The organism is Pseudideonella sakaiensis (assembly GCF_048320135.1).
GTDB lineage: Bacteria > Pseudomonadota > Gammaproteobacteria > Burkholderiales > Burkholderiaceae_C > Ideonella_A > Ideonella_A sakaiensis_A.
This window is the reverse complement of record NZ_CP182947.1, coordinates 5,058,228-5,083,369: the sequence shown is the minus strand read 5'-3', so window position 1 is coordinate 5,083,369 and position 25,142 is coordinate 5,058,228. Positions and strand designations below refer to the sequence as shown.

General features: G+C 65.5%; 26 protein-coding genes. 16 read left to right on the top strand and 10 right to left on the bottom strand.

Features of this window, described 5'->3' with window-relative positions:
- Positions 1-7: 7 nt before the first annotated feature.
- From ACNH6H_RS23280 to ACNH6H_RS23270, 3 genes are all read right to left on the bottom strand, one after another.
- Complete coding sequence (locus ACNH6H_RS23280; RefSeq protein ID WP_418320654.1) at positions 8-478, bottom strand: hypothetical protein; 471 nt, start codon at positions 476-478, stop codon at positions 8-10.
- A gap of 232 nt (positions 479-710) precedes the next feature.
- Entirely contained in the window at positions 711-1,664 is a 954-nt protein-coding gene (locus tag ACNH6H_RS23275) for a Bug family tripartite tricarboxylate transporter substrate binding protein (protein ID WP_418321468.1), read from the bottom strand.
- A 94-nt stretch (positions 1,665-1,758) separates the two neighbouring features.
- Positions 1,759-2,685, bottom strand: coding sequence for a prephenate dehydrogenase (locus tag ACNH6H_RS23270; RefSeq protein ID WP_418320653.1), 927 nt, complete (start codon positions 2,683-2,685; stop codon positions 1,759-1,761).
- A gap of 106 nt (positions 2,686-2,791) precedes the next feature.
- Here ACNH6H_RS23270 and ACNH6H_RS23265 point away from each other — a divergent pair, with 106 nt between their 5' ends.
- On the top strand, positions 2,792-3,718 hold the full coding sequence (locus ACNH6H_RS23265) for a LysR family transcriptional regulator (protein ID WP_418320652.1): 927 nt from the start codon (positions 2,792-2,794) through the stop codon (positions 3,716-3,718).
- An 887-nt stretch (positions 3,719-4,605) separates the two neighbouring features.
- Here the strand turns inward: ACNH6H_RS23265 and ACNH6H_RS23260 are convergent.
- A complete protein-coding gene (locus tag ACNH6H_RS23260; RefSeq protein ID WP_418320651.1) occupies positions 4,606-5,499 on the bottom strand; it encodes a DUF1566 domain-containing protein in 894 nt (297 codons plus the stop codon).
- Positions 5,500-5,741: 242 nt separating this feature from the next.
- Here ACNH6H_RS23260 and mutS point away from each other — a divergent pair, with 242 nt between their 5' ends.
- The 10 genes from mutS to ACNH6H_RS23210 all read left to right on the top strand — a co-directional run bounded on the left by mutS (position 5,742) and on the right by ACNH6H_RS23210 (position 15,937).
- Entirely contained in the window at positions 5,742-8,366 is a 2,625-nt protein-coding gene (gene mutS / locus ACNH6H_RS23255; RefSeq protein ID WP_418320650.1) for a DNA mismatch repair protein MutS, read from the top strand.
- Between the two features lie 12 nt (positions 8,367-8,378).
- Positions 8,379-9,215, top strand: coding sequence for a peptidase (locus tag ACNH6H_RS23250; RefSeq protein WP_418320649.1), 837 nt, complete (start codon positions 8,379-8,381; stop codon positions 9,213-9,215).
- Positions 9,212-10,048: an alpha/beta hydrolase gene (locus tag ACNH6H_RS23245; RefSeq protein ID WP_418320648.1), complete on the top strand. Its 837-nt coding sequence runs from the start codon at positions 9,212-9,214 to the stop codon at positions 10,046-10,048. Before ACNH6H_RS23250 ends, ACNH6H_RS23245 begins: the two co-directional genes overlap by 4 nt.
- 42 nt (positions 10,049-10,090) lie before the next feature.
- On the top strand, positions 10,091-11,755 hold the full coding sequence (locus ACNH6H_RS23240) for a CTP synthase (RefSeq protein WP_418320647.1): 1,665 nt from the start codon (positions 10,091-10,093) through the stop codon (positions 11,753-11,755).
- Positions 11,752-12,609, top strand: coding sequence for a 3-deoxy-8-phosphooctulonate synthase (kdsA, locus tag ACNH6H_RS23235; protein ID WP_418320646.1), 858 nt, complete (start codon positions 11,752-11,754; stop codon positions 12,607-12,609). The genes ACNH6H_RS23240 and kdsA overlap by 4 nt, the downstream gene beginning before the upstream one ends.
- Positions 12,610-12,628: 19 nt before the next feature.
- Positions 12,629-12,934 (top strand): DUF1330 domain-containing protein, encoded by a 306-nt coding sequence (locus ACNH6H_RS23230; RefSeq protein WP_418320645.1) that lies wholly within the window; start codon positions 12,629-12,631, stop codon positions 12,932-12,934.
- 27 nt (positions 12,935-12,961) lie between these two features.
- Positions 12,962-14,245 carry a phosphopyruvate hydratase gene (gene eno, locus ACNH6H_RS23225; protein WP_418320644.1) on the top strand — a complete coding sequence of 428 codons (1,284 nt, stop codon included), beginning with the start codon at positions 12,962-12,964 and terminating at the stop codon, positions 14,243-14,245.
- 30 nt (positions 14,246-14,275) lie between these two features.
- Complete coding sequence (gene ftsB / locus ACNH6H_RS23220) at positions 14,276-14,554, top strand: cell division protein FtsB (protein ID WP_418320643.1); 279 nt, start codon at positions 14,276-14,278, stop codon at positions 14,552-14,554.
- A gap of 62 nt (positions 14,555-14,616) precedes the next feature.
- Complete coding sequence (pnuC, locus tag ACNH6H_RS23215; RefSeq protein ID WP_418321466.1) at positions 14,617-15,285, top strand: nicotinamide riboside transporter PnuC; 669 nt, start codon at positions 14,617-14,619, stop codon at positions 15,283-15,285.
- Entirely contained in the window at positions 15,278-15,937 is a 660-nt protein-coding gene (locus ACNH6H_RS23210) for an AAA family ATPase (protein WP_418320642.1), read from the top strand. The genes pnuC and ACNH6H_RS23210 overlap by 8 nt, the downstream gene beginning before the upstream one ends.
- A gap of 9 nt (positions 15,938-15,946) precedes the next feature.
- On the opposite strand, the gene ACNH6H_RS23205 is transcribed toward ACNH6H_RS23210, so the two are convergent.
- The 5 genes from ACNH6H_RS23205 to ACNH6H_RS23185 form a co-directional block, all read right to left on the bottom strand.
- Positions 15,947-16,918, bottom strand: coding sequence for an Hsp33 family molecular chaperone HslO (locus tag ACNH6H_RS23205; RefSeq protein ID WP_418320641.1), 972 nt, complete (start codon positions 16,916-16,918; stop codon positions 15,947-15,949).
- Complete coding sequence (locus ACNH6H_RS23200) at positions 16,915-17,448, bottom strand: gamma carbonic anhydrase family protein (protein WP_418320640.1); 534 nt, start codon at positions 17,446-17,448, stop codon at positions 16,915-16,917. Before ACNH6H_RS23200 ends, ACNH6H_RS23205 begins: the two co-directional genes overlap by 4 nt.
- Positions 17,449-17,574: 126 nt before the next feature.
- Positions 17,575-18,360 carry a ferritin-like domain-containing protein gene (locus tag ACNH6H_RS23195; protein ID WP_418320639.1) on the bottom strand — a complete coding sequence of 262 codons (786 nt, stop codon included), beginning with the start codon at positions 18,358-18,360 and terminating at the stop codon, positions 17,575-17,577.
- Positions 18,361-18,414: 54 nt separating this feature from the next.
- Positions 18,415-18,747 (bottom strand): hypothetical protein, encoded by a 333-nt coding sequence (locus tag ACNH6H_RS23190; protein ID WP_418320638.1) that lies wholly within the window; start codon positions 18,745-18,747, stop codon positions 18,415-18,417.
- Between the two features lie 153 nt (positions 18,748-18,900).
- Positions 18,901-19,833 carry a histone deacetylase family protein gene (locus ACNH6H_RS23185; RefSeq protein WP_418320637.1) on the bottom strand — a complete coding sequence of 311 codons (933 nt, stop codon included), beginning with the start codon at positions 19,831-19,833 and terminating at the stop codon, positions 18,901-18,903.
- 144 nt (positions 19,834-19,977) lie between these two features.
- Between ACNH6H_RS23185 and ACNH6H_RS23180 the strand changes: the two genes are divergently transcribed.
- The 4 genes from ACNH6H_RS23180 (at position 19,978) to ACNH6H_RS23165 (ending at position 23,122) form a co-directional block, all read left to right on the top strand.
- On the top strand, positions 19,978-20,226 hold the full coding sequence (locus tag ACNH6H_RS23180) for a hypothetical protein (protein ID WP_418320636.1): 249 nt from the start codon (positions 19,978-19,980) through the stop codon (positions 20,224-20,226).
- A 155-nt stretch (positions 20,227-20,381) separates the two neighbouring features.
- Positions 20,382-21,257: a basic amino acid ABC transporter substrate-binding protein gene (locus tag ACNH6H_RS23175; RefSeq protein ID WP_418320635.1), complete on the top strand. Its 876-nt coding sequence runs from the start codon at positions 20,382-20,384 to the stop codon at positions 21,255-21,257.
- Between the two features lie 18 nt (positions 21,258-21,275).
- Positions 21,276-22,028, top strand: coding sequence for an amino acid ABC transporter permease (locus ACNH6H_RS23170; protein WP_418320634.1), 753 nt, complete (start codon positions 21,276-21,278; stop codon positions 22,026-22,028).
- 134 nt (positions 22,029-22,162) lie between these two features.
- Positions 22,163-23,122 (top strand): porin, encoded by a 960-nt coding sequence (locus tag ACNH6H_RS23165; protein WP_418320633.1) that lies wholly within the window; start codon positions 22,163-22,165, stop codon positions 23,120-23,122.
- A 33-nt stretch (positions 23,123-23,155) separates the two neighbouring features.
- Here the strand turns inward: ACNH6H_RS23165 and ACNH6H_RS23160 are convergent, their stop codons facing one another.
- The gene (locus tag ACNH6H_RS23160) at positions 23,156-24,097 is read right to left on the bottom strand and encodes a histone deacetylase family protein (RefSeq protein ID WP_418320632.1); all 942 of its coding nucleotides are present in this window, start codon (positions 24,095-24,097) and stop codon (positions 23,156-23,158) included.
- An 81-nt stretch (positions 24,098-24,178) separates the two neighbouring features.
- On the opposite strand from ACNH6H_RS23160, the gene ACNH6H_RS23155 reads away from it, so the two are divergent.
- Positions 24,179-25,114: an AAA family ATPase gene (locus ACNH6H_RS23155; protein ID WP_418320631.1), complete on the top strand. Its 936-nt coding sequence runs from the start codon at positions 24,179-24,181 to the stop codon at positions 25,112-25,114.
- The last annotated feature ends 28 nt before the right edge of the window (positions 25,115-25,142 follow it).

The following is a 25,142-nucleotide window of genomic DNA, read 5'->3' as shown; positions in this document are numbered from 1 at the left end:
CGCAGCCCTAGTCAATGGCAGCTGACGAGGTATCTGCCGGCACCAGCCGGCCTTCGAACTCGAAGGTATTCTCGACGTTCCAGTACCAGCGCTTGACGACCCAGGTCGACTTGCCCCTGATGCGGTCACCCTCGACGGTTCCGCGCCAGGTGATCCTGGCATCCTTGTAGGGACAACGGGTTTCGCTGATGAACTCCATCCTGTCGCCGTCGCCGCGGACGAAATAGGGCCGCGCCGGGTACTTGCAGCGCAGTTCGCACTCCTTCGATACAAAGGTTCCGTTTTCGAAGACGAAGACGTCAGGGGTGTCCTTGGGCTTGCCGTCCGGTCCCAACGCGCCGCGGAAGGTCTTGCCGTCGAGCGGTCCGGGCACGAATGCCGCGGCCACGGAACCGTCGGACGCGGCGGGCGCAACAGCGACATACAGTGCCGAAACCACCACCACCGACGAAATGCCAATCGATCTGCAGACTTGCATCATCTTGCACTCCGCCAACAGGCACATGCCGACATGCCATGCGCCTGCGGCCTTGCCTGCTGACCTTACGCCTACCCGGCGCAAAGATCAAAACCTGCCGGTGTGAAGCCGACAGGACTGCGGGGTCGGCAACGAGGGCGGATCGGCGCTCGATCCTGCCATCAAGGCTTCGCGGTGGAGCCAGCATTCCGCAGGCGCGGCCCAGCCCCCACGCGGCCTGGCAAGCCTTCCGTCAATCGACCTTGACGTTCGCGCGCTTGATCAGCGCTTCATACTTCACGGTATCGCGGGCGATGATCTGCGCGAACTCCTGCGGCGTGGTCGGCGCCGCCGACGCGGCCAGCTGATCCATCACCTTGGCGTATGCCGGCGACTTGATCGCCGCGACGAAGTCGTTGTGGAGCTTGTCGAGAACCGGGCTCGGTGTCCCGGCCGGCGCAAACAGGCCGAACCAGGTGCTGATCTCGAAATCCTTCAGTTCGGAGATGCCCGAAGCCGACAGCGTCGGAAGCTCCGGGAAGGCAGCGGCCTTGTCACGTGTCGTCACTGCCAGCGCCTTGACCTTGCCTTCGCGGATGCGTGGTGCTGCCGACGCCAGGTTGTCGAACATGAACTGGACTTCGCCGCTCAGCAGCGCGAGCTGGGCCGGACTGGCGCCGCGGTACGGGATGTGGACGGCAAAGGTGCCGGTACGCTGCTTGAACAGTTCGCCGGCCAGGTGGCCTGCGCTGCCGTTGCCGCCCGACCCGTAGACCAGCTTGCCGGGGTTGCGCTTCGCATAGGCAATGAAATCGGCCAGTGTCGCGATCTTGTTCTCCGTCGCGAACTGCTGGCTCAGCACGAGCACGTTCGGAACATTGGCGATCAATGTGATCGGCGCAAAATCCTTGACCGCGTCATAGGGCATCTTGGCGTACAGCGACGGGTTGATCGCATGCGTGGCGACCGCACCGAGCAGCACGGTATAGCCGTCGGCTGCCGACCTTGCAACGCTGTCGGCGCCGATATTGCCCCCTGCCCCGGCCTTGTTCTCGACGACGACCGTTCCCAGCGCCGGCCGCACGGTGTCGGCGAGCGCGCGCGCGGCGATATCGAGAGGGCCACCGGGCGGATAGGGAACGACGAGCCGGATCGGCCGCGACGGGAAACTCTGTGCAAATGCCGATGTCGCCGCAAGCAGCGCCATCGCGATCAGGCCGCGGCGAAGGTGGTTTGTTTTCAAGTGATGTCTCCTGTTGAATGGATGAGGGGATGAGAAGGTCTTCCGGTGGCAAGGCGGGTCACGCGGCCGTTGCCGCATGCCGTTCGAATGCCAGGCGAAGCTGCCTGCCGGCAGCGAAGCGCTCGGACAGACCGACGCGGTCGCCCTCGCCCAGGAGCGTGCACAGGTGCTCGAACTCGCGCCTGAAATTGCCGATGTCGTTCAGAAGCGCCTGTCGATTGGAGACGCAGATGTCGGCCCAAAGCATTTGATCGGACCCCGCGATGCGCGTGAAATCGCGAAACCCTGGGCCTGCCATCGCCGCGTAGTCGTGGCCGGCATTCGACGCGGCCAGCGCGCCGAGGTAGGCGAAGGCCAGCAGATGCGGAAAGTGGCTGACGGCACTGTAGACCTCGTCGTGCGCCTTCGGCGACATCACGGTGACGCGGGTCTGCAGATCGCGCCAGAACTCGAACACGGCTTGCAATGGACCTGCGGCGGTCTCCTGCATCGGGGAAAGAATCAGCTGGCAGTTGGTGAACAGATCCGGCCTGGAATATGCGGCGCCCGACTGCTCCGAGCCTGCGATCGGATGCGCAGGCACGAAACGCGACAACTGCTGCAGCGGCAACCCGCGAACCGCATCGACGATCGCCCCCTTGACACTCGCGACGTCGGACACCACGGTCGCCGGCCCGGCTGCTGCCATCACGTCGCGGAAGACCGCCGCAAAAAACCGGGTGGGCACGGCAATCACGACCAGTTCGGCGCCGGCCACAGCCGCCGAGAGTGATGTCGCGACACACTTCGCCCCGATCTGTTCAGTGGCGACGCGCCTTGCCGCGTCCTCGGGGTCCCAGATCCGGACCTGGTTGGTCGCGGATCTGGCGTGCACCGCCCGTGCGAGCGAGCCGCCGATCAGGCCGTATCCGATGACCGCGATGCGCCGCACCGCACCTTCGAGGCCGGTTGGGTCGACAAACGAGGTCTCGGCAATGGCTGGCATGGTCTTTTTCCTGGATTCCCGACGCGGATTCTCGCCAGGGCATCTCATCACGTCCAATGCCGATAATGCGTTGATTCATGCCATCCGGTTATAGGGAGGAATCGTCATGAACCTGCGTCAGATCGAGATCTTTCGCGCCGTGATGCTGAGCGGCAGCATTTCCGACGCCGCACGTTTGCTCAACGTCACGCAACCCGGGATCAGCCGGGCCGTGAAACATCTGGAGCAGCAGTTGGGCGTTCGACTGTTCCAGCGCCTGAAGGGGCGTTTGCTGGCGACCGAGGAGGCACGCCAACTCTTCGAGCGCATACAGCAGGTCTACAAGGGTGTGCAAACGGTGCAGGCCTTTGCGGGTTCATTGGGCGATGGCTCGCACTCCACCCTCAGGATCGTCTGCGGCCCGAGTTTGGGGCTGCAGGTCGTGCCGCGCGTGATCTCGAACCTGCTGCGGCGAATGCCGTCGGCCCGCTTCGAGATGGAGGTGCTCTCGTCGCTGGCACTGGTCGACGCCTTGGTGATGGGGCATGCCGATGTCGGCGTCGGGGCTGCGGCGATCGACCACCCGCTGCTGCGGATCAAACGCATCGGACAGATGCGCATGGTCTGTGTCGGGCCGCGGGAATATGGGCTTGCGTCGAAGGCGAAGGTGTCTGCCAACGATGTCAGCAAGCTGCCGTTGATCAGCTTCGACACGCACACGACGCAGGGCCAACTCGTCGCGAGGGCCTTGTCCAAGCTCGAGCCGCCGGTCGCTCCGGTCGTCAGCGTCCGCTTTGCACACACCGCCTGCTCGCTTGCCGCCGCAGGCGTTGGCGTGGCCTTCGTCGATGAACTGACGGCGGCCAGCGTCGCAGCAGGCAACATCGACATCCTGCCCATCACGCCGGCCCTGCACATCCCGGTTTTCTCGGCGTCTCCGCTCCATCGCCCGCTCGGCACACTGGCCGCGCTGTTCATGGACGAAGTGGCCGAAACCTTCAAGGCGGCGTTGAAATCCCCGTCCTTGGAGGGTCAGCGTCGGAGTGCCAAATGAATGACGGTTTCACGGCGCCGAGACGGCAGCGCTGGCGCGCGGCCAACGGCCCTTGGCGGCCGCTCGCTCATTCATGCGCTGCGCCTCGGCGGGCTCGGGCCGGCGGGGTACTGGGTGCCCTCCATGCCCGGGGCAGGGGCGCCGGGCGCTCGCCAGGCACAAACAGTCCACTGGACTGTTTGTGGCCGGGCTCTCTCCCCCGGGGTCGGATCACGCGCGGAGCGCTGCGGGCCGCACGAGCCGGCCCCGAGCGCTGCGGTGGGGTTCCCTGTGCAGTGAAGTAAAGGAGGAGGGGTCGTTCGCGTCTGGAGCGAGCGCTCGGTCATGTTCGACCCCAGGGGACATGAACGGAACAGGGTACCCCGCCGCAGCGCTCCCGCTCCAAACGAAGCATGCCGCAAAACAAGGTTGGTCGGCTGCAATGGGCCGAGAGCCGGCAACGGCGAGCGGCCATATTGGTTACTCCCGTCCCGCCCGAATTTCAAATCGCGTCAATCATGGCCTGCCTACTCTCGAAGGCTCGGGCACAGTGACCAAAGCCCAGGCATCCGGGTCGAAGGCCGCAGCGATGTCGACGCTGAGCAGCGTCGCCACTGCCAGCGGCGCCAGGACGGAGTTGTCTGCAGACTCGCATCGTCGCGACACCTCGGAACGCGGCTCGCATTGCTGCCTTGCATGCGTGGCTCAGGAACCAACCATACGCCGGCTCGGCGCAGAGATCAAAACCTGCCGGCGTTGCAGCTCGTCACTTGCGTGGGTGGCGAGCCATTGCAACGCGGGCCCACTAGACTCGGTTTCGAATTCGCGCAGCCTGAAACGCAGGGAGCACACGCGCCCAGCAACGCCTGGAGCCTGGGCTCAAATCAATGCAAAGCACGCCGCGACGATCAACGCCCGTTGCGAACTGCGCGCACCGGGCGGCTATCGACCTTGAGGGCATTGGTTACATCTCCGGACAACCCGATGCCCTGCGCAAAGACTGGCTGTGGCCAGGCCAGATAGGTATTGGACGACCAATAAAAGCCTGGGGTGGTTGGCCCGAAAATGGCTGTATCGAAGCACGGCTTTCTTCCACCGTCACACAGGGACGGCGACGCGATGGTCTGCAATTCCTCGATCGTCGGAAGCCGCCAGTCGCAAAACCCCGCAAAGCAGTTCGCACCGAGCTCTCTGGTGTCGTTCAACAGCGCCAAGAAAACGGTAGCGACAGTCCCGTCGAATGCAGTACCGGTAGCGGACCATTGGTATTCGTTCTGCATGCAGTGCGGATTGGCGTACGGCATAGCCATGCCGCAATCCTCCTTCTTCTCCCAGAGCAAGCCGGTGGAAGGAACCCACACCGTCCCCGGTGGCGCGATGGTCGGTAGCAGTTCCCCCAGCTTGCAGTCGGACGGGAAGCCGAGCGCTTCACATACGGCAGCGACCGCGTCACCTGCAGATCCCGCAGGGCCAGCCGGTCCTGGCGGGCCCATGGCGCCCTGTGGACCCCGATCGCCTTTGGGGCCCGGAGGGCCGGGAGGGCCGGCCGGGCCAACGTCGTTCCAGCTGATCTTGGTCTCCTTCTTCTTGCAACCGTCATCGGCCCCGACCATCCTCAATTTCTTGCCCTTCACGCAGGCGTAGAAGGTTTCAGCCTGGGCACTCTGCGGGAGGACGAGCATGCCGATCAACACCGCGATTGCAGCGATTCCCTTGTGGCAAATCTTCTGCGCGATCCTGGCTTCCTTTGCAGGTGAGCTCATGTCTGCCATCTCGGCAGCTGCCTGATTCCTGTTTTTCATTCTTGCCTTTCTTCCGATCTGCCTGAGGCAGCCTGAAATGGCCACCGCACGACGGCAGGCGATGGCGTTGCAACAGCCACTGTCCATCAGCGGCTGCCAAGACCACCTTAAAACGCAAGACCCGGCGGTCAACCGGGCAGCTACCAACCGGGTAAACCCCTGAAAATCCACGATACGCATTGCCGTCCCGGCAAGTGCAGTTTGCTGGCGGCCCCCACCCCTCGCCTAAGATGCGCGGCTTCATGACCGAACCGACCTCCACCGCCGACCTGTTGAAGGGTGATCTGACCGGCCATACGCCGATGATGGCCCAGTACCTGCGCATCAAGGCCGAACACCCGGATACGCTGGTGTTCTACCGGATGGGCGATTTCTACGAGTTGTTTTTCGACGATGCGCGGCGCGCCAACCGGCTGCTCGACATCACGCTGACAACGCGTGGCCAGAGTGCCGGCGAGCCGGTCGTGATGGCCGGCGTGCCGGTGCACTCGGTCGAGGCCTATCTGGCGAAGCTGATCAAGCTCGGCGAGGCGGTGGCGATCTGCGAGCAGGTTGGTGATGTCGCGACCTCGAAGGGGCCGGTCGAACGCAAGGTCGTCCGCGTCGTCACGCCGGGCACCGTCACCGACAGCGAACTGCTGGCCGACAACAGCGATGCCTTGCTGCTGGCCCTGGCGACGACACGGCAGCGCGGCCGCACCAGCTACGGCCTGGCCTGGCTCGGCCTGTCGAGCGGCCGCCTCGGCCTGACCGAATGCGCCGAACACGAATTGCCGGGCTGGCTGGCCCGGCTCGACGCCGCCGAAGCGCTGGTCGATCGCGATGCGATACCCGCCGCGCTCGCCGGCAGCCGGATCGCGGTGACACACCGGCCGGCCTGGCAATTCGATGCCGCACTCGGTCAGCGCAAGCTTTGCGAGCAGTTGCAGGTTGCGAGCCTGGCCGGCTTCGATGCTCAGGAACTGGGCACCGCACACGCTGCCGCTGCCGCACTGCTCAGCTATGCCGAGCACACGCAGGGCCAGGCGCTGGCGCATGTGCAGACGCTGAGTGTCGAACGCTCAAGCGACCTGCTCGACCTGCCGCCGACAACGCATCGCAACCTCGAGCTGACGCAGACGCTGCGCGGCGAAGCCGCACCGACGCTGCTGTCGCTGCTCGATACCTGCCGCAGCGGCATGGGCAGCCGCACGCTGCGCCACTGGCTGACGCACCCGCAGCGCGAGCGCAGGACAGCGCAGCAGCGACACGATGCGATCGGGGTGCTGATCGATCACGGCATCGACGCATTGCGCGCCGCGTTGCGCGAGATCAGCGATGTCGAACGCATCAGCTCGCGGCTGGCGTTGCGGCAGATCCGGCCGCGCGAACTGGCCGGGGTGCGCAGCACGCTGGCATTGCTGCCGAGCCTGCGCGCACTGCTGCCGCATGACCTTGCCGGCTCGGCCGGCGGACTGCTCGGCGAGGTGGCCGCCGCGTTGGCGCCGCCGCCGGCGGTCGCTCAGTTGCTGCAATCGGCGATTGCCGAAATTCCTGCGGTGCTGTTGCGCGACGGTGGCGTGATCGCCGAAGGTTTTGATGCCGAACTCGACGAGTTGCGCGGCATCAGCCAGAACTGCGATGCCTACCTGCTCGACCTCGAGGCTCGCGAACGCACCCGAACCGGCATCAGCAACCTGCGTGTGCAGTTCAACAAGGTGCACGGCTTCTATATCGAAGTGACTGCGGGCCAGCTCGACAAGGTGCCGGCCGACTTCCAGCGCCGGCAGACGCTGAAGAATGCCGAGCGCTACATCACGCCGGAACTGAAGAGCTTCGAGGACAAGGCGCTGTCGGCGCAGGAACGCGCGCTGGCGCGCGAAAAGTGGCTGTTCGAGCAGTTGCTCGACCAGCTGCAGCAGCATCTGCGCACGCTGGTCGACCTCGGCCGCGCGCTGGCGACGCTCGATGCCTTGTGTGCATTGGCCGAGCGGGCGATCTCGCTGAACTGGTGCCGGCCCGAGTTCGTCCGCGAACCGTGCATCGACATCAGCGCCGGCCGCCATCCGGTCGTCGAGGCGCGGCTGCTCGAGACCGGCGGCGGCAATTTCATGGCCAACGACTGCCGGCTCGACAGCCAGAACCGGATGCTCGTCATTACTGGCCCGAACATGGGCGGCAAAAGCACCTTCATGCGGCAGATCGCATTGATCGCGCTGCTTGCGGCAATCGGCTCCTACGTGCCGGCGCGCGCCTGCCGGCTCGGCCCGATCGATGCGATCCATACCCGCATCGGTGCGGCCGACGACCTCGCGAATGCGCAATCGACCTTCATGCTCGAGATGACCGAGGCGGCAGCAATCCTGAACCACGCCGGCGAACACTCGCTGGTGCTGATGGACGAGATCGGCCGCGGCACCTCGACCTTCGACGGCCTGGCGCTGGCCGGCGCAATCGCATCGCATCTGCACGACCGCAACCGCGCATTCACGCTGTTCGCGACGCACTATTTCGAGCTGACCGAATTTCCGGCCCGCCACCAGCAGGCGCGCAACGTGCATGTATCGGCCGCCGAAAGCGGCAACCGCATCGTCTTTCTGCACGATATCCAGCCCGGCCCGGCGAGCCGCAGCTACGGCGTGCAGGTGGCGCGGCTGGCCGGCATGCCGGCGACGCTGATCCGCCAGGCAAAGGCGACGCTCGAGGCGCTGGAAGCCCAGCAGACCGCGCACCAGCCGCAGATCGACCTGTTCGCCGCACCGGCCGAGCTGCCCGACAGCGAACCGTCGGCGGTCGAAGCGGCACTGGCCGAGATCGACCCGGACCAGCTCAGCCCGCGCGATGCGCTGGCTGCGTTGTACAAGCTCAAAATACTTCAATCCCAATAGCGGCACTTCTCCATGACCTACTGCATCGGCATCAAGCTCAAGGCCGGGCTGGTTTTTCTGTCCGACTCGCGGACCAATGCCGGCGTCGACCAGATCAGCACCTTCCGCAAGATGATCGTCTACGAGCGGCCTGCTGACCGCTTCATGGTGCTGCTGTCGGCCGGCAACCTGTCGATCAGCCAGTCGGTGCGCGAGATCCTGCAGATCGAGAAGATCCCGGCCGGCGGCGACGATCCCGACGCGCCGCCGATCACGATCTGGAATGCGACCAGCATGTTCGATGCGGTGCGCGTGCTCGGCTCCGCGGTGCGACGCGTCTATGCCGAAGACGGGCCGGCGCTGAAGGCGAGCGGCGTCGATTTCAATGCATCGATGATCTTCGGGGGCCAGATCAATGGCGAGGCGATGCGGCTGTTTCTTGTCTATTCGGCCGGCAATTTTATCGAGGCGACGCAGGAAACCTGCTTCTTCCAGATCGGCGAATCGAAATACGGCAAGCCGGTACTCGATCGGCTGATCGTTCCCGACACGCCGCTCGAGGTTGCCGCGAAGGCGGCGCTGGTGTCGATGGATTCGACGATGAATTCGAACCTGTCGGTCGGCATGCCGCTCGACCTGCTGGTCTACGAAAACAACCGCCTGCAGACCGAGCAGATCATCTGCATCGACGACAACAACCCGTATTTCCAGATGGTGCACAACAGCTGGGGGCAGCGGCTGCGCCAGGTCTTCGATTCGCTCGAGGACCCGCACTGGGGCAGCGCCAACGGCAATCTGCCGCTGCAGGGCGCACCGAGCCGCTACGAGCCGATGCGCAAGATCAGCCACCCGGGGCAGAAGATCATTTGAGCGCGCGGCCGGTCATCGTCTTTTCGCACGCCAACGGATTCCCCGCTGGCACCTACCGGCAGCTGTTCGAGGTCTGGCGCGACGCCGGCTTCGACGTCCGCGCGCTCGACAAGATCGGCCACGACGAGCGTTATCCGGTCAGCCTGAACTGGCCGCATCTGCGCGACCAGCTGGTCGATTTCATCGAGGCCAAAGCGGCCGCGCCGGTCTGGCTGGTCGGCCATTCGCTGGGTGGATTTCTCAGTGTGCTGGCGGCGGCCGAGCGGCCCGATCTGGCGCGCGGCATCGTGCTGCTCGATTCGCCGCTGCTGCCGCCGATGCTTGGCCGGGCGTGGCAGTTTGCGCAACTGACCGGCATCGGCGAACGCTTCACGCCGGGCGCGGTGTCGAAGCGGCGCCGCCAGAATTGGAGCAACGCGGTGCACGCGCTGCAGCATTTCGCCGGCAAGAAGGCCTTCGCCCGCTGGGCGCCGGGTGTGCTGCAGGACTATGTCGACGCGGGGATGGAAGCCGAGGCCGATGGCCTGCGGCTCGGTTTCGACCGCGAGATCGAAACCGCGATCTACAACACCTTGCCGAACCACATCGCCAGACTGCTGCGCCGCAAGCCGCTGCAGTGCCCGGTCGCCTTCATCGCCGGCAGCGAATCGGCCGAGGTGAAACAGGTCGGGCTGAAGATGACGCGCCAGGTCTGCGCCGGCCGCATCAGCTGGCTGGAAGGCAGCCACCTGTTCCCGTTCGAACGCCCCGCCGAGACCGCAGCGGCGGTGCTCGGCTGGTTGCACGAATTCGGCGCCCAGCCGGCCGCGGGCGGGTCGACCCGACGCCTATAATCGCGCTTTACCACCAGAGCCTGCGTACGACGGCTCCATCCAATGACCAAGTTCGTCTTTGTCACCGGCGGTGTGGTGTCCTCGCTGGGCAAGGGCATCGCGGCAGCCTCTCTTGCGGCCATCCTCGAATCGCGCGGCCTGAAGGTCACCCTGATCAAGCTGGATCCGTACCTGAACGTCGATCCGGGAACGATGTCGCCGTTCCAGCATGGCGAGGTCTTCGTCACCGACGACGGTGCCGAAACCGACCTCGACCTCGGCCACTACGAACGTTTCATCACGACCCGGATGAAGCGCTCGAACAATTTCACGACCGGCCAGATCTACAAGAGCGTGCTCGAGAAGGAGCGTCGCGGCGACTACCTCGGCAAAACGGTGCAGGTGATTCCGCACGTCACCAACGAGATCCAGGATTTCATCAAGCGCGGCGCCGGCATTGGCACCGACCTGGCGGTTGACGTCGCGATCGTCGAAGTCGGCGGCACCGTCGGCGACATCGAGAGCCTGCCCTTCCTCGAGGCGGTGCGCCAGTTGAGCCTGAAGATGGGGCCGAACCATTCGGCCTTCGTCCACCTGACCTATCTGCCGTTCATCGCCGCCGCCGGCGAGCTGAAAACCAAGCCGACCCAGCACACGGTGCAGAAGATGCGCGAGATCGGCATCCAGCCCGATGCGCTGCTGTGCCGCGCCGACCGCGAGGTACCGGCCGAGGAGCGCGAGAAGATCTCGCTGTTCACCAACGTGCCCGAATGGGGCGTGATCTCGGTCTGGGACGTCGACACGATCTACAAGGTGCCGCGCATGCTGCACGAGCAGGGCCTGGACGGCCTGATCTGCGACAAGCTGCGCATCCACACGCCGCCGGCGAACCTGAAGCGCTGGGACGAACTGGTCGACCGCGTCGAGCACCCGCAGCGCGAGGTGACGATCGCGATGTGCGGCAAGTACACCGACCTGTCCGATTCGTACAAGTCGCTGAACGAGGCGCTGCGCCACGCCGGCATCCACAACGGCGCGAAGGTCAACATCGAATATGTCGATTCGGAGGGCCTGACGACCGAAAACATCGGCAAGCTCGCCCGCTACGACGCGATCCTGGTGCCCGGCGGCTTTGGCGTGCGCGGCGTCGAAGGCAAGATCCTGGCGGCGCAATATGCCCGCGAACACGGCACGCCCTACCTCGGCATCTGCCTGGGCATGCAGGTCGCGACAATCGAGTTTGCCCGCCACAAGGCCGGGCTGACGAAGGCGAACAGCACCGAATTCGACGCCTCGACGCCGGAGCCGGTGATCGCGCTGATCGACGAATGGCAGGATGCCGACGGTTCGATCCAGAAACGCGACGCCAATTCCGACCTCGGCGGCACGATGCGGCTCGGCGCGCAGAGCTCGGACGTCAAGCCGGGCACGCTGGCGCACGAGGTCTACGGCGACGTCGTCTCGGAACGGCACCGCCATCGTTATGAAGCCAACGTCAACTACCTCGAGCGGCTCGAGCAGGCCGGGCTGATCATTTCGGCGCTGACGCAGCGCGAAAAGCTGACCGAGATCGTCGAACTGCCGCGCTCGGTGCACCCGTGGTTCATGGGCGTGCAGTTCCACCCGGAATTCAAGTCGACGCCGTGGGCAGGTCATCCCCTGTTCATTTCGTACATCCGCGCGGCACTGGCCCACCAGAGCGCGCACAACGAGCAGCTCGCAGCATGAAACTGTGTGGATTCGAGGTCGGCCTCGACAAGCCGTTTTTCCTGATCGCCGGCCCCTGCGTCGTCGAATCCGAACAACTGCAGATCGATGTCGCCGGCCGGCTGAAGGAAATCACCTCCGAACTCGGCATTCCGTTCATCTTCAAGAGCAGCTACGACAAGGCGAACCGATCCAGCGGCACCAGCTTCCGAGGCCCCGGCATCGAGCAGGGTCTGCAGATCCTGGCCAAGGTCAAGCGCGATCTGCAGGTGCCGGTGCTGACCGACGTGCACAGCGAAGCCGAGATCGAGAAGGTGGCCGCCGTCGTCGACGTGCTGCAGACGCCGGCCTTCTTGTGCCGGCAGACCGATTTCATCCGCGCCGTTGCGCAGTCGGGCAAGCCGGTCAATATCAAGAAGGGCCAGTTTCTCGCGCCGCACGACATGAAGAATGTCATCGACAAGGCCCGTGCCGCGGCGCGCGAGAAGGGGCTGGCCGAAGACAGCTTCATGGCCTGCGAACGCGGCGTCAGCTTCGGCTACAACAACCTCGTCAGCGACATGCGTTCGCTGGCGATCATGCGCGAGACCGGCGCGCCGGTCGTCTTCGATGCGACCCATTCGGTGCAACTGCCCGGCGGCCAGGGCACCAGCAGCGGCGGCCAGCGCGAATTCGTTCCCGTCCTGTCGCGGGCGGCGGTTGCGGTCGGTATCGCCGGGCTGTTCATGGAAACCCATCCCGATCCGGCCAATGCGATGAGCGACGGCCCGAATGCGGTGCCGCTGAAACACATGAAGGCCTTGCTCGAGCAGTTGCTCGCGCTCGACCGCGTCGTCAAGAAACAACCGCTGCTCGAGAACGATTTCAGCTGCTGAAGCCAGCCAAGGAGCGTCGATGCCGACCGCCTACATCATCGTCGACATGAAGATCACCGACGCCGAACAGTACAAGCAGTACATGGCGGCGGCACCGGCCGCGGTGAAGGCCGCCGGTGGTGAATACCTGGTGCGCGGCGGCCGCCACGAGACGTTGGAAGGCAACTGGCAGCCATCGCGGATCGCGATGCTGCGCTTTCCGAGTTTCGAGCAGGCGAAGGCCTTCTACGACGACGAGATGTACCGCCAAGCGCGCGCAAAACGCGCCGGCGCCACCGAATTTTTCAACATGGTCGTCGTCGAGGGCGTGGACGCCTCGATCTGAACGGCCACCTGTGCCAAAAGGAAAACAATGAGTGCGATCGTAGACATCGTCGGCCGCGAGATCCTCGACAGCCGCGGCAATCCCACCGTCGAATGCGACGTGCTGCTCGAATCGGGCACGATGGGCCGCGCCGCGGTGCCGAGTGGCGCGTCGACCGGTTCGCGCGAGGCGATCGAGCTGCGCGACGGCGACAAGAACCGCTACCTCGGCAAAGGCGTGCTGCGCGCGGTCGAACATGTCAACACCGAGATCAGCGAAGCCGTGCTCGGCCTCGATGCCAGCGAGCAGGCCTTTCTCGACCGCACGCTGATCGACCTCGACGGCACCGACAACAAGAGCCGGATCGGCGCCAATGCGACGCTGGCCGTCAGCATGGCAGTGGCACGTGCCGCGGCCGAGGAAAGCGGCTTGCCGCTGTACCGCTATTTCGGCGGCTCCGGCGGCATGCAGATGCCGGTGCCGATGATGAACGTCGTCAACGGCGGCGCGCATGCGAACAACAACCTCGACCTGCAGGAGTTGATGATCATCCCGGTCGGCGCGCCGAGCTTCCGCGAAGCGGTGCGTTACGGTGCCGAGGTCTTCCATGCGCTGAAGAAGATCCTGCACGACAAGGGCATGCCGACCTCGGTCGGCGACGAAGGCGGGTTTGCGCCGAACGTCGACAGCCACGAGGCGGCGATCCAGATGATCCTGGAAGCAATCGACAAGGCCGGCTATACCGCCGGCGAACAGATCGCGATCGGCCTCGACTGCGCCGCCAGCGAGTTCTACAAGGACGGCAAATACCACCTCGAAGGCGAGAACCTGGTGTTGTCGGCGACCGAGTGGACCGACATGCTCGCGACCTGGGTCGACAAATACCCGATCATCAGCATCGAGGATGGCATGCACGAAGGCGACTGGGAGGGCTGGAAACACCTCACCGAACGGCTCGCGAACAAGGTGCAGCTGGTCGGCGACGACCTGTTCGTGACCAATACGAAGATCCTGAAGCGCGGCATCGACGAGCGCATCGCGAATTCGATCCTGATCAAGATCAACCAGATCGGCACGATGACCGAGACCTTCGCCGCGATCGAGATGGCCAAGCGCGCCAACTACACCGCGGTGATCAGCCACCGTTCCGGAGAAACCGAAGACTCGACGATCGCCGACATCGCGGTCGGCACCAATGCCGGCCAGATCAAGACCGGCTCGCTGAGCCGCAGCGACCGCATCGCGAAGTACAACCAGTTGCTGCGCATCGAGGAGGACCTCGGCGACGTCGCGTTTTATCCAGGCCGCAGCGCGTTCTACAACCTGCGCTGAGTTTTTTTCCGGCCGCCGCCCTGCCCGTTCATGCGCGCCATCACCGTTGTTCTGATCGTGCTGCTGACGCTGGTCCACGCCGAGCTCTGGCTCGGCCGTGGCGGCGTGCCGCGCACGATCGAACTGAGCAACAAGCTGGAACGGCAGCGGCAGGAAAACCTCGCCGCGAAGGCGCGCAACAGCCAGTTGGCGGCGGAGGTCAGCGACCTGCAGGAAGGGCTCGAGATGGTCGAGGAAAAGGCCCGTTTCGAGCTCGGGATGATCAAGCCGGACGAAATCCTGGTGCAGGTCGCGCAGCGCCGGCCCTGATGCCAGCCGCTGCGCCGACCGGCGCGCCGGCTCGGCACGCTGCATCTTCCTGATCGACACCCATCGTGGAATCCTGGCTCATTCCATTGCAGCCGCTGCTCGTGCCGGCCTTCACGGCGTGGGGTTCGCCGGTCACCTGGCTGGAGATCGTCGCCTTCGTGCTGGCGCTGGTGATGGTCGGCTGCAACATGCGTGTCAATCCGCTGGCCTGGCCGCTGGCAATTGTCAGCTCGGCGCTCTACGCCGCACTGTTCCTCGACAGCCGGCTGTATGGCGAAGCCGGGCTGCAACTGGTCTTCATCACGGTCGCGTTCTGGGGCTGGTGGCAATGGCTGCGCGGCACGACCGACAGCGGCGCGCCGCTGCGCGTGCGCTGGCTCGAGCCGCGCAAACGCTGGGCGCTGCTGGCGACGATGGCGGTGGCGTGGCCGGCGCTGGCGCTGCTGCTCGCCACCTACACCGATTCCGACGTGCCGTGGTTCGACGCCTTTCCAACCGCCGGCAGCCTGCTCGGCCAGTGGCTGCTCGGCCGCAAATATGTCGAGAACTGGCTGGCCTGGCTGATCGTCAATATCGTCAGCGTTGCGCTGTTCGTGCACAAGGGCCTGTGGCTGACGGTGTTGCTGTACGCGCTGTTCGTCGTGTTGTCGGTGCTCGGCTGGTTGGCCTGGCGGCGCCTCGCGAACAACCAGCCGACTGCGGCGATCGCAGCGGAGCAGAGGCTTGCCTGAAGCGGCGATGGTCGTCGCGCTGGTCGGTGCCGAAAGCACCGGCAAATCGACGCTGGCGGCGGCATTGCAGCAGCAGCTGATTGCCGACGGCCTGCGGGTCGCCGTCGTCGGCGAAACGCTGCGCGAATTCTGCGATCAGCATCGCCGCACGCCGCGCATCGACGAGCAGGCGTTGATCGCACAGACGCAGACGAATCGCATTGCCGACGCCGCGGCGGCCGGCCACGACATCGTCATTGCCGATACGACGGCGCTGATGATCGCCGTCTACAGCGAACTGGTTTTCGGCGATACATCGTTGTATGCCAGCGCAGAGGCGGCGCAGGCCCGCTGCGACCTGACACTGCTGACCGCGCTCGACCTGCCGTGGATCGCCGATGGCCTGCAGCGCGACGGGCCGCATGTGCGCGAGCCGGTCGACCGGCTGCTGCGCGGCGCGCTGCAGCGCACCGGCGTCGCCTATTCGATTGTTGCCGGCAGTGGCCAGCAACGCATCGATGCCGCACTGGCGGCCGTCAGACGCGCCTGGACGCTGCGCCAGCGCAGCGATGAGGACACCGCGCAGCCGCGTTGGCAGTGGGTCTGCGATCGCTGCGGCGATGCCGGTTGCGAGCGGCACTGGCTGCTGCGCGCGCGCGGCGACGCAGGCTGACGAGCCTGCTCAGTTGATGCTCGCCGACCCTGGCGCCTGGGCGGCCAGGGGCGCAAACAGTTCACCGACGTCGACCGCATCGAAGTGGTATTTGATGCCGCAGAACTCGCAGCCGACCTCGACCTCGCCGCGTTCGGCAACGACGCTCTCGACCTCTTCGCGGCCGAGGCTGTTCAGCATCTGCGCAACCCGCTCGCGCGAACAGCTGCAGACAAAACGCGGGCCGAGCTCGCCGCGCATCGGCTCGAAACGGCGCAGGTTTTCTTCCCAGAACAGCCGTCGCAGCAGCGTGTCGACGTCGAGGCTCAGCAATTCATCGGCCGACAAGGTGGCGGCCAGCATCGCGATGCGGTCGAAATCCTCGCTTTCGCCGATCTGGTCCTCGTTGCGTTCACCGCCCAGGTTGCCGACACCTTCAACCGGCAGGCGCTGGATCAGCAAGCCGGCGGCAACCTCGTCGTTGGCGGCCAACACCAGCTTGGTATCGAGCTGCTCGGACTGCAGCATGTAGTGCTCGAGCACCTCGCTCAAGCGCTGCAGCGGCTCGCGCTGGTCGCCATACAGCGGCACGACCCCCTGATAGGGCTGCTGGCCGGGCTGGCGGTTTTTTGGATCGAGCGTGATCGCGCAACGCCCGCGCCCGTTGACATTGAGCATCGCCTCGATGCCGTCGCCGTCGGCAACCGGGCCGTCGAGTTGCGCGGTGACGCGAAATGCGAGGTCCGATTGCACTTCGGCCACCGCCAGCTTGACCGGGCCGTCGCCGTGGATCTGCAGCACCAGCGCACCGTCGAACTTGATGTTCGACTGCATCAGCGCGCCGGCCGCGGCCATCTCGCCCATCAGCGTGCGCACCGGCTGTGGCCACGGGTCGCCGCCCTGCTGGCGGCGCTGCAACACCTCGCGCCAGGCATCGGTCAGGCGAACCACCATGCCGCGCACCGGCAGGCCTTCGAACAGGAATTTGTGTACTTCGCTCATGCGGGATCGGGCAGTTTTTTCATGCCGCGCCGGTAGCGCTGCGCGTTGTCGACATAGTGATGGGCTGCGTGGCTCAGCATCGCAAGCTGCTCGGCGTTCAGCTGGCGCACCGCCCGCGCCGGGCTGCCGACGATCAGCGAGCCATCGGGAAATTCCTTGCCTTCGGTGACCAGTGCGCCGGCGCCAACCAGGCAGTTGCGGCCGATCCGGGCGCCGTTCAGCACCACCGCCTGCATGCCGATCAGCGAGCCGTCGCCGACCGTGCAGCCATGCAGCATCACCAGGTGGCCGACGGTGACGTTGTCACCAAGGGTCAGCGGAAAGCCCGGGTCCGCGTGCAGCACGCTGCCGTCCTGCACATTGCTGCCCTTGCCGATCGTCATCCGCTCGGTATCGCCGCGCAGCACCGCGTTGAACCAGATGCTGCTGTTTGCGGCCAGATGGACATTGCCGATCACCGCCGCACTGTCGGCGACCCATGCAGACGGGTCGAGCTGCGGAACGTGCTCATCGATCTGGAATAGGGACATGGCAAACGGCAAGCCGCCCGGGCGAGGAAAAACGACGATTCTAGGGAGAACGGCCTGCTTGCTGGTGCGGCGGCCAAATGGGCCGACCGGCGGACGGCCTTCATCCCGACGGTGGCAGTCGCGACTTCAGATCGCACCGAGCGCGTCGAGTTCGGATTGCTCGAAACCGGCCGCGCGCCGCGCCTCCAGGTTGAATGGCCCGCGCGGCCGCGGCGCCTGGAATTGCCGCGCCAGTTCGGCATAGGTCGCCACCGGGTCGAGCCCGCGTTCGGCGCAGAGCCGGCGGTACCAGCGATTGCCGATCGCGACATGGCCGATTTCGTCGCGCAGGATGATGTCGAGGATTTCGCCGCCGCGCAGGTCACCGGCGCCGACCAGTTTCGCGCGGATCGGTGGCGAGGCGTCGAGACCACGCGCCTCGAGCGTGCGCGGCACCAGTGCAATGCGCGCCAGCAGGTCGCCGCGGGTTTTCTCGGCCATCTGCCACAAGGCACCGTGAGCCGGAAAATCTCCATACGCAAATCCCATCCCGTGCAGGTGATCGCGCAGCAGTTCGAAATGCAGGGCCTCCTCGCGGGCGACGCCGGCCCAGTCGCGGTAGAACGCGTCCGGCAGGCCGGCAAAACGCCAGCACAAATCGAGCGCCAGGTCGATCGCATTCAGCTCGATGTGCGCCAGCGCGTGGATCAACGCCGCACGGCCCTCGACGGTGGCCATCGAACGCTGCTTCAGTGCGGTGTGCGGCACCAATTGTGGCCGCTGCGGCCGGCCCGGTATGCCGGCCGGTTCGGCCAGTTGTTCATCCGGACCGATCAGCGCGGCTGCCGGATCAAGACGGCGCGCCAGCGCCGCCTTGCGGTCGGGGTCGCTGCAGACGAGGGCGTCGATCGCTTGCGTTCGGAGGCTTGTCATGTTCCCCCGATGGTAGCGACCCTCGCCCGCCGGCCCGGGTCGGCGTCGAGCAGGTCAGAAGCCGATCACGCCCCGGCACGACGCCGGCCGCTCGAAGGCCGTTGCATGCGGCGCACGGGCGGCGCCGCTGGCGCGGATTTCCTTCATCCGCGCGACGATCCGGTCGACCAGGAATTCGACGTCGTAGGCCTTCAGCAGGTGCGCCTGGGCGGTGGTCAGGTAGGCCCGCACCATCGCCGCGGCATCGCGGCCCGGCGCCTGCAGTTCCTCGAAGGTATCGATGTCCCAGTACCAGACCAGGCCAAGGTCATGGAAGCTGGCGTTGAACGCGTGGCGATCGCGGTCGCAGAACGTGGCGGTGGCGGGCGAAGAAACCGAAGTCGTCATCCTTGCACTCCTTGTCAGAGGGTGTGGACGGCACAGGTTGCGCCGTCTTGGATGCACTGTAGGTTTCTGGTTCGATAACCGATAGTGAAACTTTTTTCGCACAACCATCCATGATCGCTTATGGGTCGCGGAGGGCCGGTCTCTCTCACTCCGTCAGCGCCGCATCAGCGCATTGACGTGGGCGGCGGATCCGCTGGCCAGGCCTTCCAGGCTGTAGCCGCCTTCCAGTACCGAGACGACACGGCCAGATGATTTTTCATCGGCCACCGCCATCAGCTCGCTGGTGATCCAGTGGTAATCGTCGTCGGTGAAATTCAGGCCTCCGAGCGGATCAAGGTGGTGCGCGTCGAAGCCGGCCGAGATGATCAGCAATTCCGGGCCGAAGTTGCGCAGCGCCGGCAACAGTTCTGAAGCCATCCGATCGCGGAATGTCTGCGAATTGCAGCCGCGCGCCAGCGGGATATTGACGATGTTGCCGGCCACACCCGACTCCTGACGCGAGCCGGTGCCTGGGTAGAACGGCGCCTGGTGGCAGGAACCGTAGAACAGGTCAGGCTTGTCATAAAACGAGTTCTGCGTGCCATTGCCGTGGTGAACGTCGAAGTCGACCACCGCAACCCGCTGCAAACCATGGGCGCGCTGCGCATGCACCGCGGCAATCGCCGCCTGGTTGAAGACGCAAAAACCCATCGCCTGATCGGCTTCTGCATGGTGGCCGCACGGGCGCGTCGCGCAGAACACATTGTCGACCTCGCCGGCCACGACGGCATCGACTGCGGCGCAGGCGGCGCCGACACAACGCATCACCGCTTCCCAGGTGCCCGGCGACATGACCGTGTCACCGCCGTCGAGCATCGCATGGCCGTGGGCCGGTGCGCGCGACGCAACCTCGTCGATATAGGCCGGCGTGTGGATCAAGCCGACCTGGTCGGTGGTACCGAGCGGCGCATCGCGCCACTGCAGGTCGGCAAACGGAGCCGCCTGCAGCGCCTGCAGCACCGCGCTCAGGCGGGCCGGCGCCTCCGGATGGCCTGGGCCCGGTTGGTGGTCCAGGCAGGCGGCGTGGGTGTAGATCAGTGTGGCCATGGATAGTCCTTTCAGGTGCGGGTTGGCGCTGGGCAACCGTTGTCATCACGCGACGTCTGCGACCTCACCCGGGATCAGGGTATTCCCTATTACCGGGAAAACCCTTAGACTCGCTTCTGAAGTTACAGAACGGATACCAGACAGATGACCACGATCACGATCAACAAGCAGCAATCAACGACGATTCTCGGCGAGAGCGGTCTCGCACAGCGGGCCTGGCAAGTTTTTGCCACCGAAGTGTCGGCTTTCCTGCGCGTCATTTTCACCCCGCGCCGCATTCTTGCCGATGTCGAGCGCATGGCAGCACTGCACCGCGCCGCGGCGACGATCGAAAGCACCGATCCGGCACGCGCTGCCGAGCTGCGCCAGCGCGCAGCCCGCATCGGCCTTTGAGCTTCGGCTTCGGGGCCGGGTGACCGGCTTCGAGTACTGGACGGGCTGGCGCCAACGGCGCCCTCGTCGATACACGGCATCGCGGCAAGCGCCGCGTACACTTCTTCGATACACCACGCGACCGCTCGATGCGGTCACGACTCGAGGGAGCTGCCATGCGCGTTTTGACCACCCGCCGCTTTCTGCAGACCGCCGCCGTCCTGGTGGCCGGAATGCTGCTCGGCGCCTGCGGCAAGAAGGATGCACCGCCATCCGAATCGACCGCCCCCGCTGCCGCCACCACGGCGACGACGGCACCGCCTGCTGAACCTGCCCGGGTGCTGGTCGTCGGCACCGATGCGGCCTATGCGCCATTCGAGTCGCAGAACCAGAGCGGCGAAATCGTCGGCTTCGACATCGACATCGTCCGTGCGATCGCCGACAAGGCCGGGCTGCAGGTGAAATTCGTCAATACGCCGTGGGAAGGCATCTTCACGACGCTCGACCAGGGCGACCGCGACCTGCTCGTCTCGGCGATCACGATCACCGACGAGCGCAGGCAGTCGATGGATTTCTCGGATCCTTATTTCAATGCGCAGCAGCTGATTGCGGTGAAGGCCGATTCGAAAATCTCGAAATTTGCCGATCTGAAGAAGCTGAAGGTCGGCGTGCAGACCGGCACCACCGGTGACGAGGCGGTCAGCAAGCTGCAGGGCAAGACCAGCACCTCGATCCGGCGCTTCGAGTCGACGCCACTGGCGCTGCAGGAACTCGAAGCCGGCGGCGTCGACGCAGTGGTTGCCGACAACGGCGTGGTCGAAAACTACGTCGCCAACAATGCGGCGGCGAAATTCAAGTCGGTCGCCGATCCGGCCGCATTCGCCAGCGAGCAATACGGCATTGCGGTGAAAAAGGGCAATACCGAACTGCTCGAGAAGATCAACAAGGCGCTCGCCGAGATCAGGGCCGACGGCAGCTACGACCGCATCTATGCGACGTATTTCGGCACGCCGCAGGCGGCGACGCCCGCTGCATCGGCGGCGTCGAGATAAGCCCGGAGCCACCGCGCAATGGATCTGCGCTGGGAGATCCTGGCGGGTTATGGCCCGCTGTTCGCAAGCGCCCTGCTGACGACGGTCAAGCTGACGATCGTCGCGATCGCCGCCGGCCTGGTGCTCGGTGTGCTGTTCGGCCTGATCAGCAGCTCGCGCGATGCGCCGCAGCCGAAGTCCGCGCCGCTGCGTGCGCTGCTGATCGCGTTGCGCGCGGTGGCGACGGCCTATGTGACCTTCTTCCGCGGCACGCCGCTGTTCGTGCAGATCCTGCTGGTGCATTTTGCGGTGATGCCGGCGCTGATCCATCCCGATTCCGGGCTGCTGCTCGCCGGCGATGCCGCGCGCGACTTCCGGCAGTCGCATGGCGCATTTTTCTCCGGCGCGCTGGCGCTGACGCTGAACGCCGGCGCCTATATCTCCGAGATCTTCCGTGCCGGCATCCAGAGCATCCACCTCGGCCAGACACAGGCCGCCTACAGCGTCGGCCTGACGCATGCGCAGGCGATGCGATTCGTCGTGTTGCCGCAGGCCTTTCGGCGGATGATGCCGGCGCTGGTCAACGAAGGGATCACGTTGATCAAGGACTCGTCGCTGGTCTCGGCGATCGGACTGGCCGAACTGGCGCTGGCAGCGCGTACCGTCGCCGGCGCCTATTCACGCTATTGGGAGCCCTACCTCGCGATCTCGGCGCTGTACCTCGTGTTGACGCTGAGCCTGTCGCTGCTGGCGAAGCGGCTCGAAGCCCCGGCCCACCTGCGCGGCCGCTGAACTGCGCGCCCGTTGTTGCATCGCAGCAACGGCGACGCCGGGGCTGTCGCCAGCTTGGTGGAACTACCTAGAATTTGCCGTTCCACCGCAGCACAGGCTGCATCGAACACGGGCGGCACGCCCAGGGAGCCGACATGAACCGCCATCTTCTGCTTGCAGCCATCGCGACACTGGCGGCCGGCGGCGCTTTTGCGCAGGGTGCAGTGACCGCCTACGGCCGCGTCAATGCGACCGTCGAGCGCACGCGCAATGCGAACCAGACCGTTTATCGGCTCAACGACAACGCCTCGCGGGTCGGCTTTCGCGGCATCGAGGACCTTGGCGGCGGAATGAGTGCCAGCTTCCTGATCGAGCACGGCTTCAACGTCGACACCGGCGCGCAGTCAGGCACAGCGATGTGGGGCCGCGAGAGCTGGGTCGCGATCGGCGGCAGTTTCGGCCGCACCCGGCTCGGGAATATGGGCGCGACCAACGCCTATTACACAACCGCCGACTACATCAGCCTGCACAACCACGATACCGGCTCGTCGGCCGACGCGTTCTATCTCTATCCCGGTCGTGCAACCAACATGATCGCCTACACCTCGCCGGAAATCGACGGCTGGGTGATCGATGCGCAGGCCAGCCTGTCGGAGAACAGCCAGCTCGGCCGCACCCAGGTGTTGACCGGCAACTACGACAAGGGACCGTGGCACGTCGGGATCAGCTATCTGCAAAGCGGTGCCGGCGTGCGCGGCCCGCGGCCGAAGGAACTCGGTCTGCGGGTGCTCTACGAGTTCGGTGCACTCAGCGTCGGCGGCTATTTCATCCGCAACGACGACAGCTTCGGCACCGACACCCGGCGCAACGCGCTGCGTGGCGTGCTGATGTATGCGATCGGGCCGGGCGAGCTGCATCTGAACATGGGTTATGCCGAGAAGGTCAAGGGCAACGCGATTGCCAATGACGATGCGCGGCAGGTGACGCTCGGCTACAACCACAACCTCAGCAAGCGCACCAAGGCCTACACCTACTACACGCGGGTGACCGACGACGCGCAGCTGTACGGCGGCAAGTTCTCCAGTATTGCCGTCGGCGTGCGCCACAATTTCTGACCGGCGCGGCCGGATGCCGACAGCCGGCTGGCGTCAGCCGTCGACCTTGGCAAGCACGCGCAGGTGCGCGGCAACGCTGCGGCTCAGCGCGCCGAGGTTGTAGCCCCCCTCGAGGCAGGAGACGATCCGCCCGTTGGCAAAACGATCGGCGACATCGACGATGCGCCGCGTGATCCATTCATAGTCGGCCTCGACCAGCCCGAGCTGGGCCAGGTCGTCCTCGCGATGGGCGTCGAAGCCGGCCGAAACGAAGATCATCTGCGGCTTGAAGCGCTCGAGCGCCGGCATCCACATCGCCTCGATCAGCTCGCGCACCTCGTTGCCGCCGGTATACGGCGGCACCGGCACATTGACCATGTTGGTGCCCAGCGGCGTCGCACCACTGCCCGGATACAACGGGTGCTGGAAGATGCTGACCATCAGCATGCGGTCGTCGTTGGCGACGATGTCCTCGGTGCCGTTGCCGTGATGGACGTCGAAATCGACGATCGCCACCCGTTGCAGGCCGTGCACGTCGAGCGCACGGCGCGCGGCGATGCACACGTTGTTGAAGAAACAGAAGCCCATCGCCTCGCGCCGCGTCGCATGGTGGCCAGGCGGCCTGACGGCGCAGAACGCGGTTTCCGCATCGCCGGCGATCACCGCATCGGTGGCTGCAACGGCGGCGCCTGCGGCGCGCAGGATCGCCTGCCAGGTACCCGGCCCGGCGACGGTATCGGGATCGATCGCACAGGCCTTGCCGCACTCGTCGACACGGGCAAGCAGATCCTGCAAACGTGCAACATAACCGCTCTCGTGCGCCGCCGCGACGTCTTTCAGATCGACAATCGGTGCTTCCCGCCGTTCCAGTGCAATATCGAGGCCGCTGGCCAGCAGAAAATCATCGATCGCATCGAGGCGATGCGGGCATTCGGGGTGATGTCGCCCCATGTCGTGGCCGCGGCAATCCGGATGGCTGTAGAAGGCAGTTGGCATGAATCGTGAAGAGAGCGGGTCGGTGACGTTGGGCAAGGCGAAGATGCAGGCATCCAGCCCGATCGAGCCGAGGCGCCAGCGATGAGCGAAATCAACGCAGCACAGGTCAGCCAACTCGGCGAGCTCGTCGATCAGGTTAGCACGATCATCGTCGGCAAACGCGCGCAGATCATCGACAGCGTCGCCTGCCTGCTGGCCGGCGGCCACCTGCTGATCGAGGACGTGCCGGGGGTCGGCAAGACGACGCTGGCGCACGCCTTGTCGGTCTCGCTCGGCATGCGTTTTTCGCGCGTCCAGTTCACCTCCGACCTGATGCCCAGCGACCTGATCGGCGTCAGCGTCTACGAACGGGCGCAGGAACGCTTCGTCTTCCATCCCGGGCCGGTCTTCACGCAGGTGCTGCTCGCCGACGAGATCAACCGCGCCGGCCCGAAAACGCAGAGCGCATTGCTCGAGGCGATGGAAGAGCAGCAGGTCACCGTCGAGGGCGAAACGCGCGCGCTGCCGCAACCGTTTTTTGTCATCGCGACGCAGAACCCGAGCGACCAGCTCGGCACCTACAACCTGCCGGAAAGCCAGCTCGACCGCTTTCTGATGTGCATCACCCTCGGTTATCCGGACCATGCCAGCGAGCGGGCGCTGCTCGCCGGCACCGACCGCCGTTCCGCGATCGCCCAGCTGAAGCCGGTGATGCAGCCGGCCGAACTGCTTGCGGTACAGCGCAGCGTGCTGGCGGTGCATGCATCGGACGCGTTGCTCGACTACCTGCAGGCGCTGATCGCGGCGACGCGGTCCGGGCGCTGGTTCATTGAAGGCCTGAGCCCGCGCGCCGGGCTTGCCGTGCTGCGCGCAGCGCGCGCCCGCGCGCTGCTCGACCGGCGCAACCATGTCGCGCCGGACGATGTGCAGTCGATCCTGCCGCAGTGCATCGCCCATCGGCTGATCCCGGTCGCCGGCGCCGGCCGCGGCAGCGTCGAGCAGGTGCGGGCGATGATCGAATCGGTGGCCGTGCCCTGATGATCGGCGCCAGGCACGGTTCGACGGG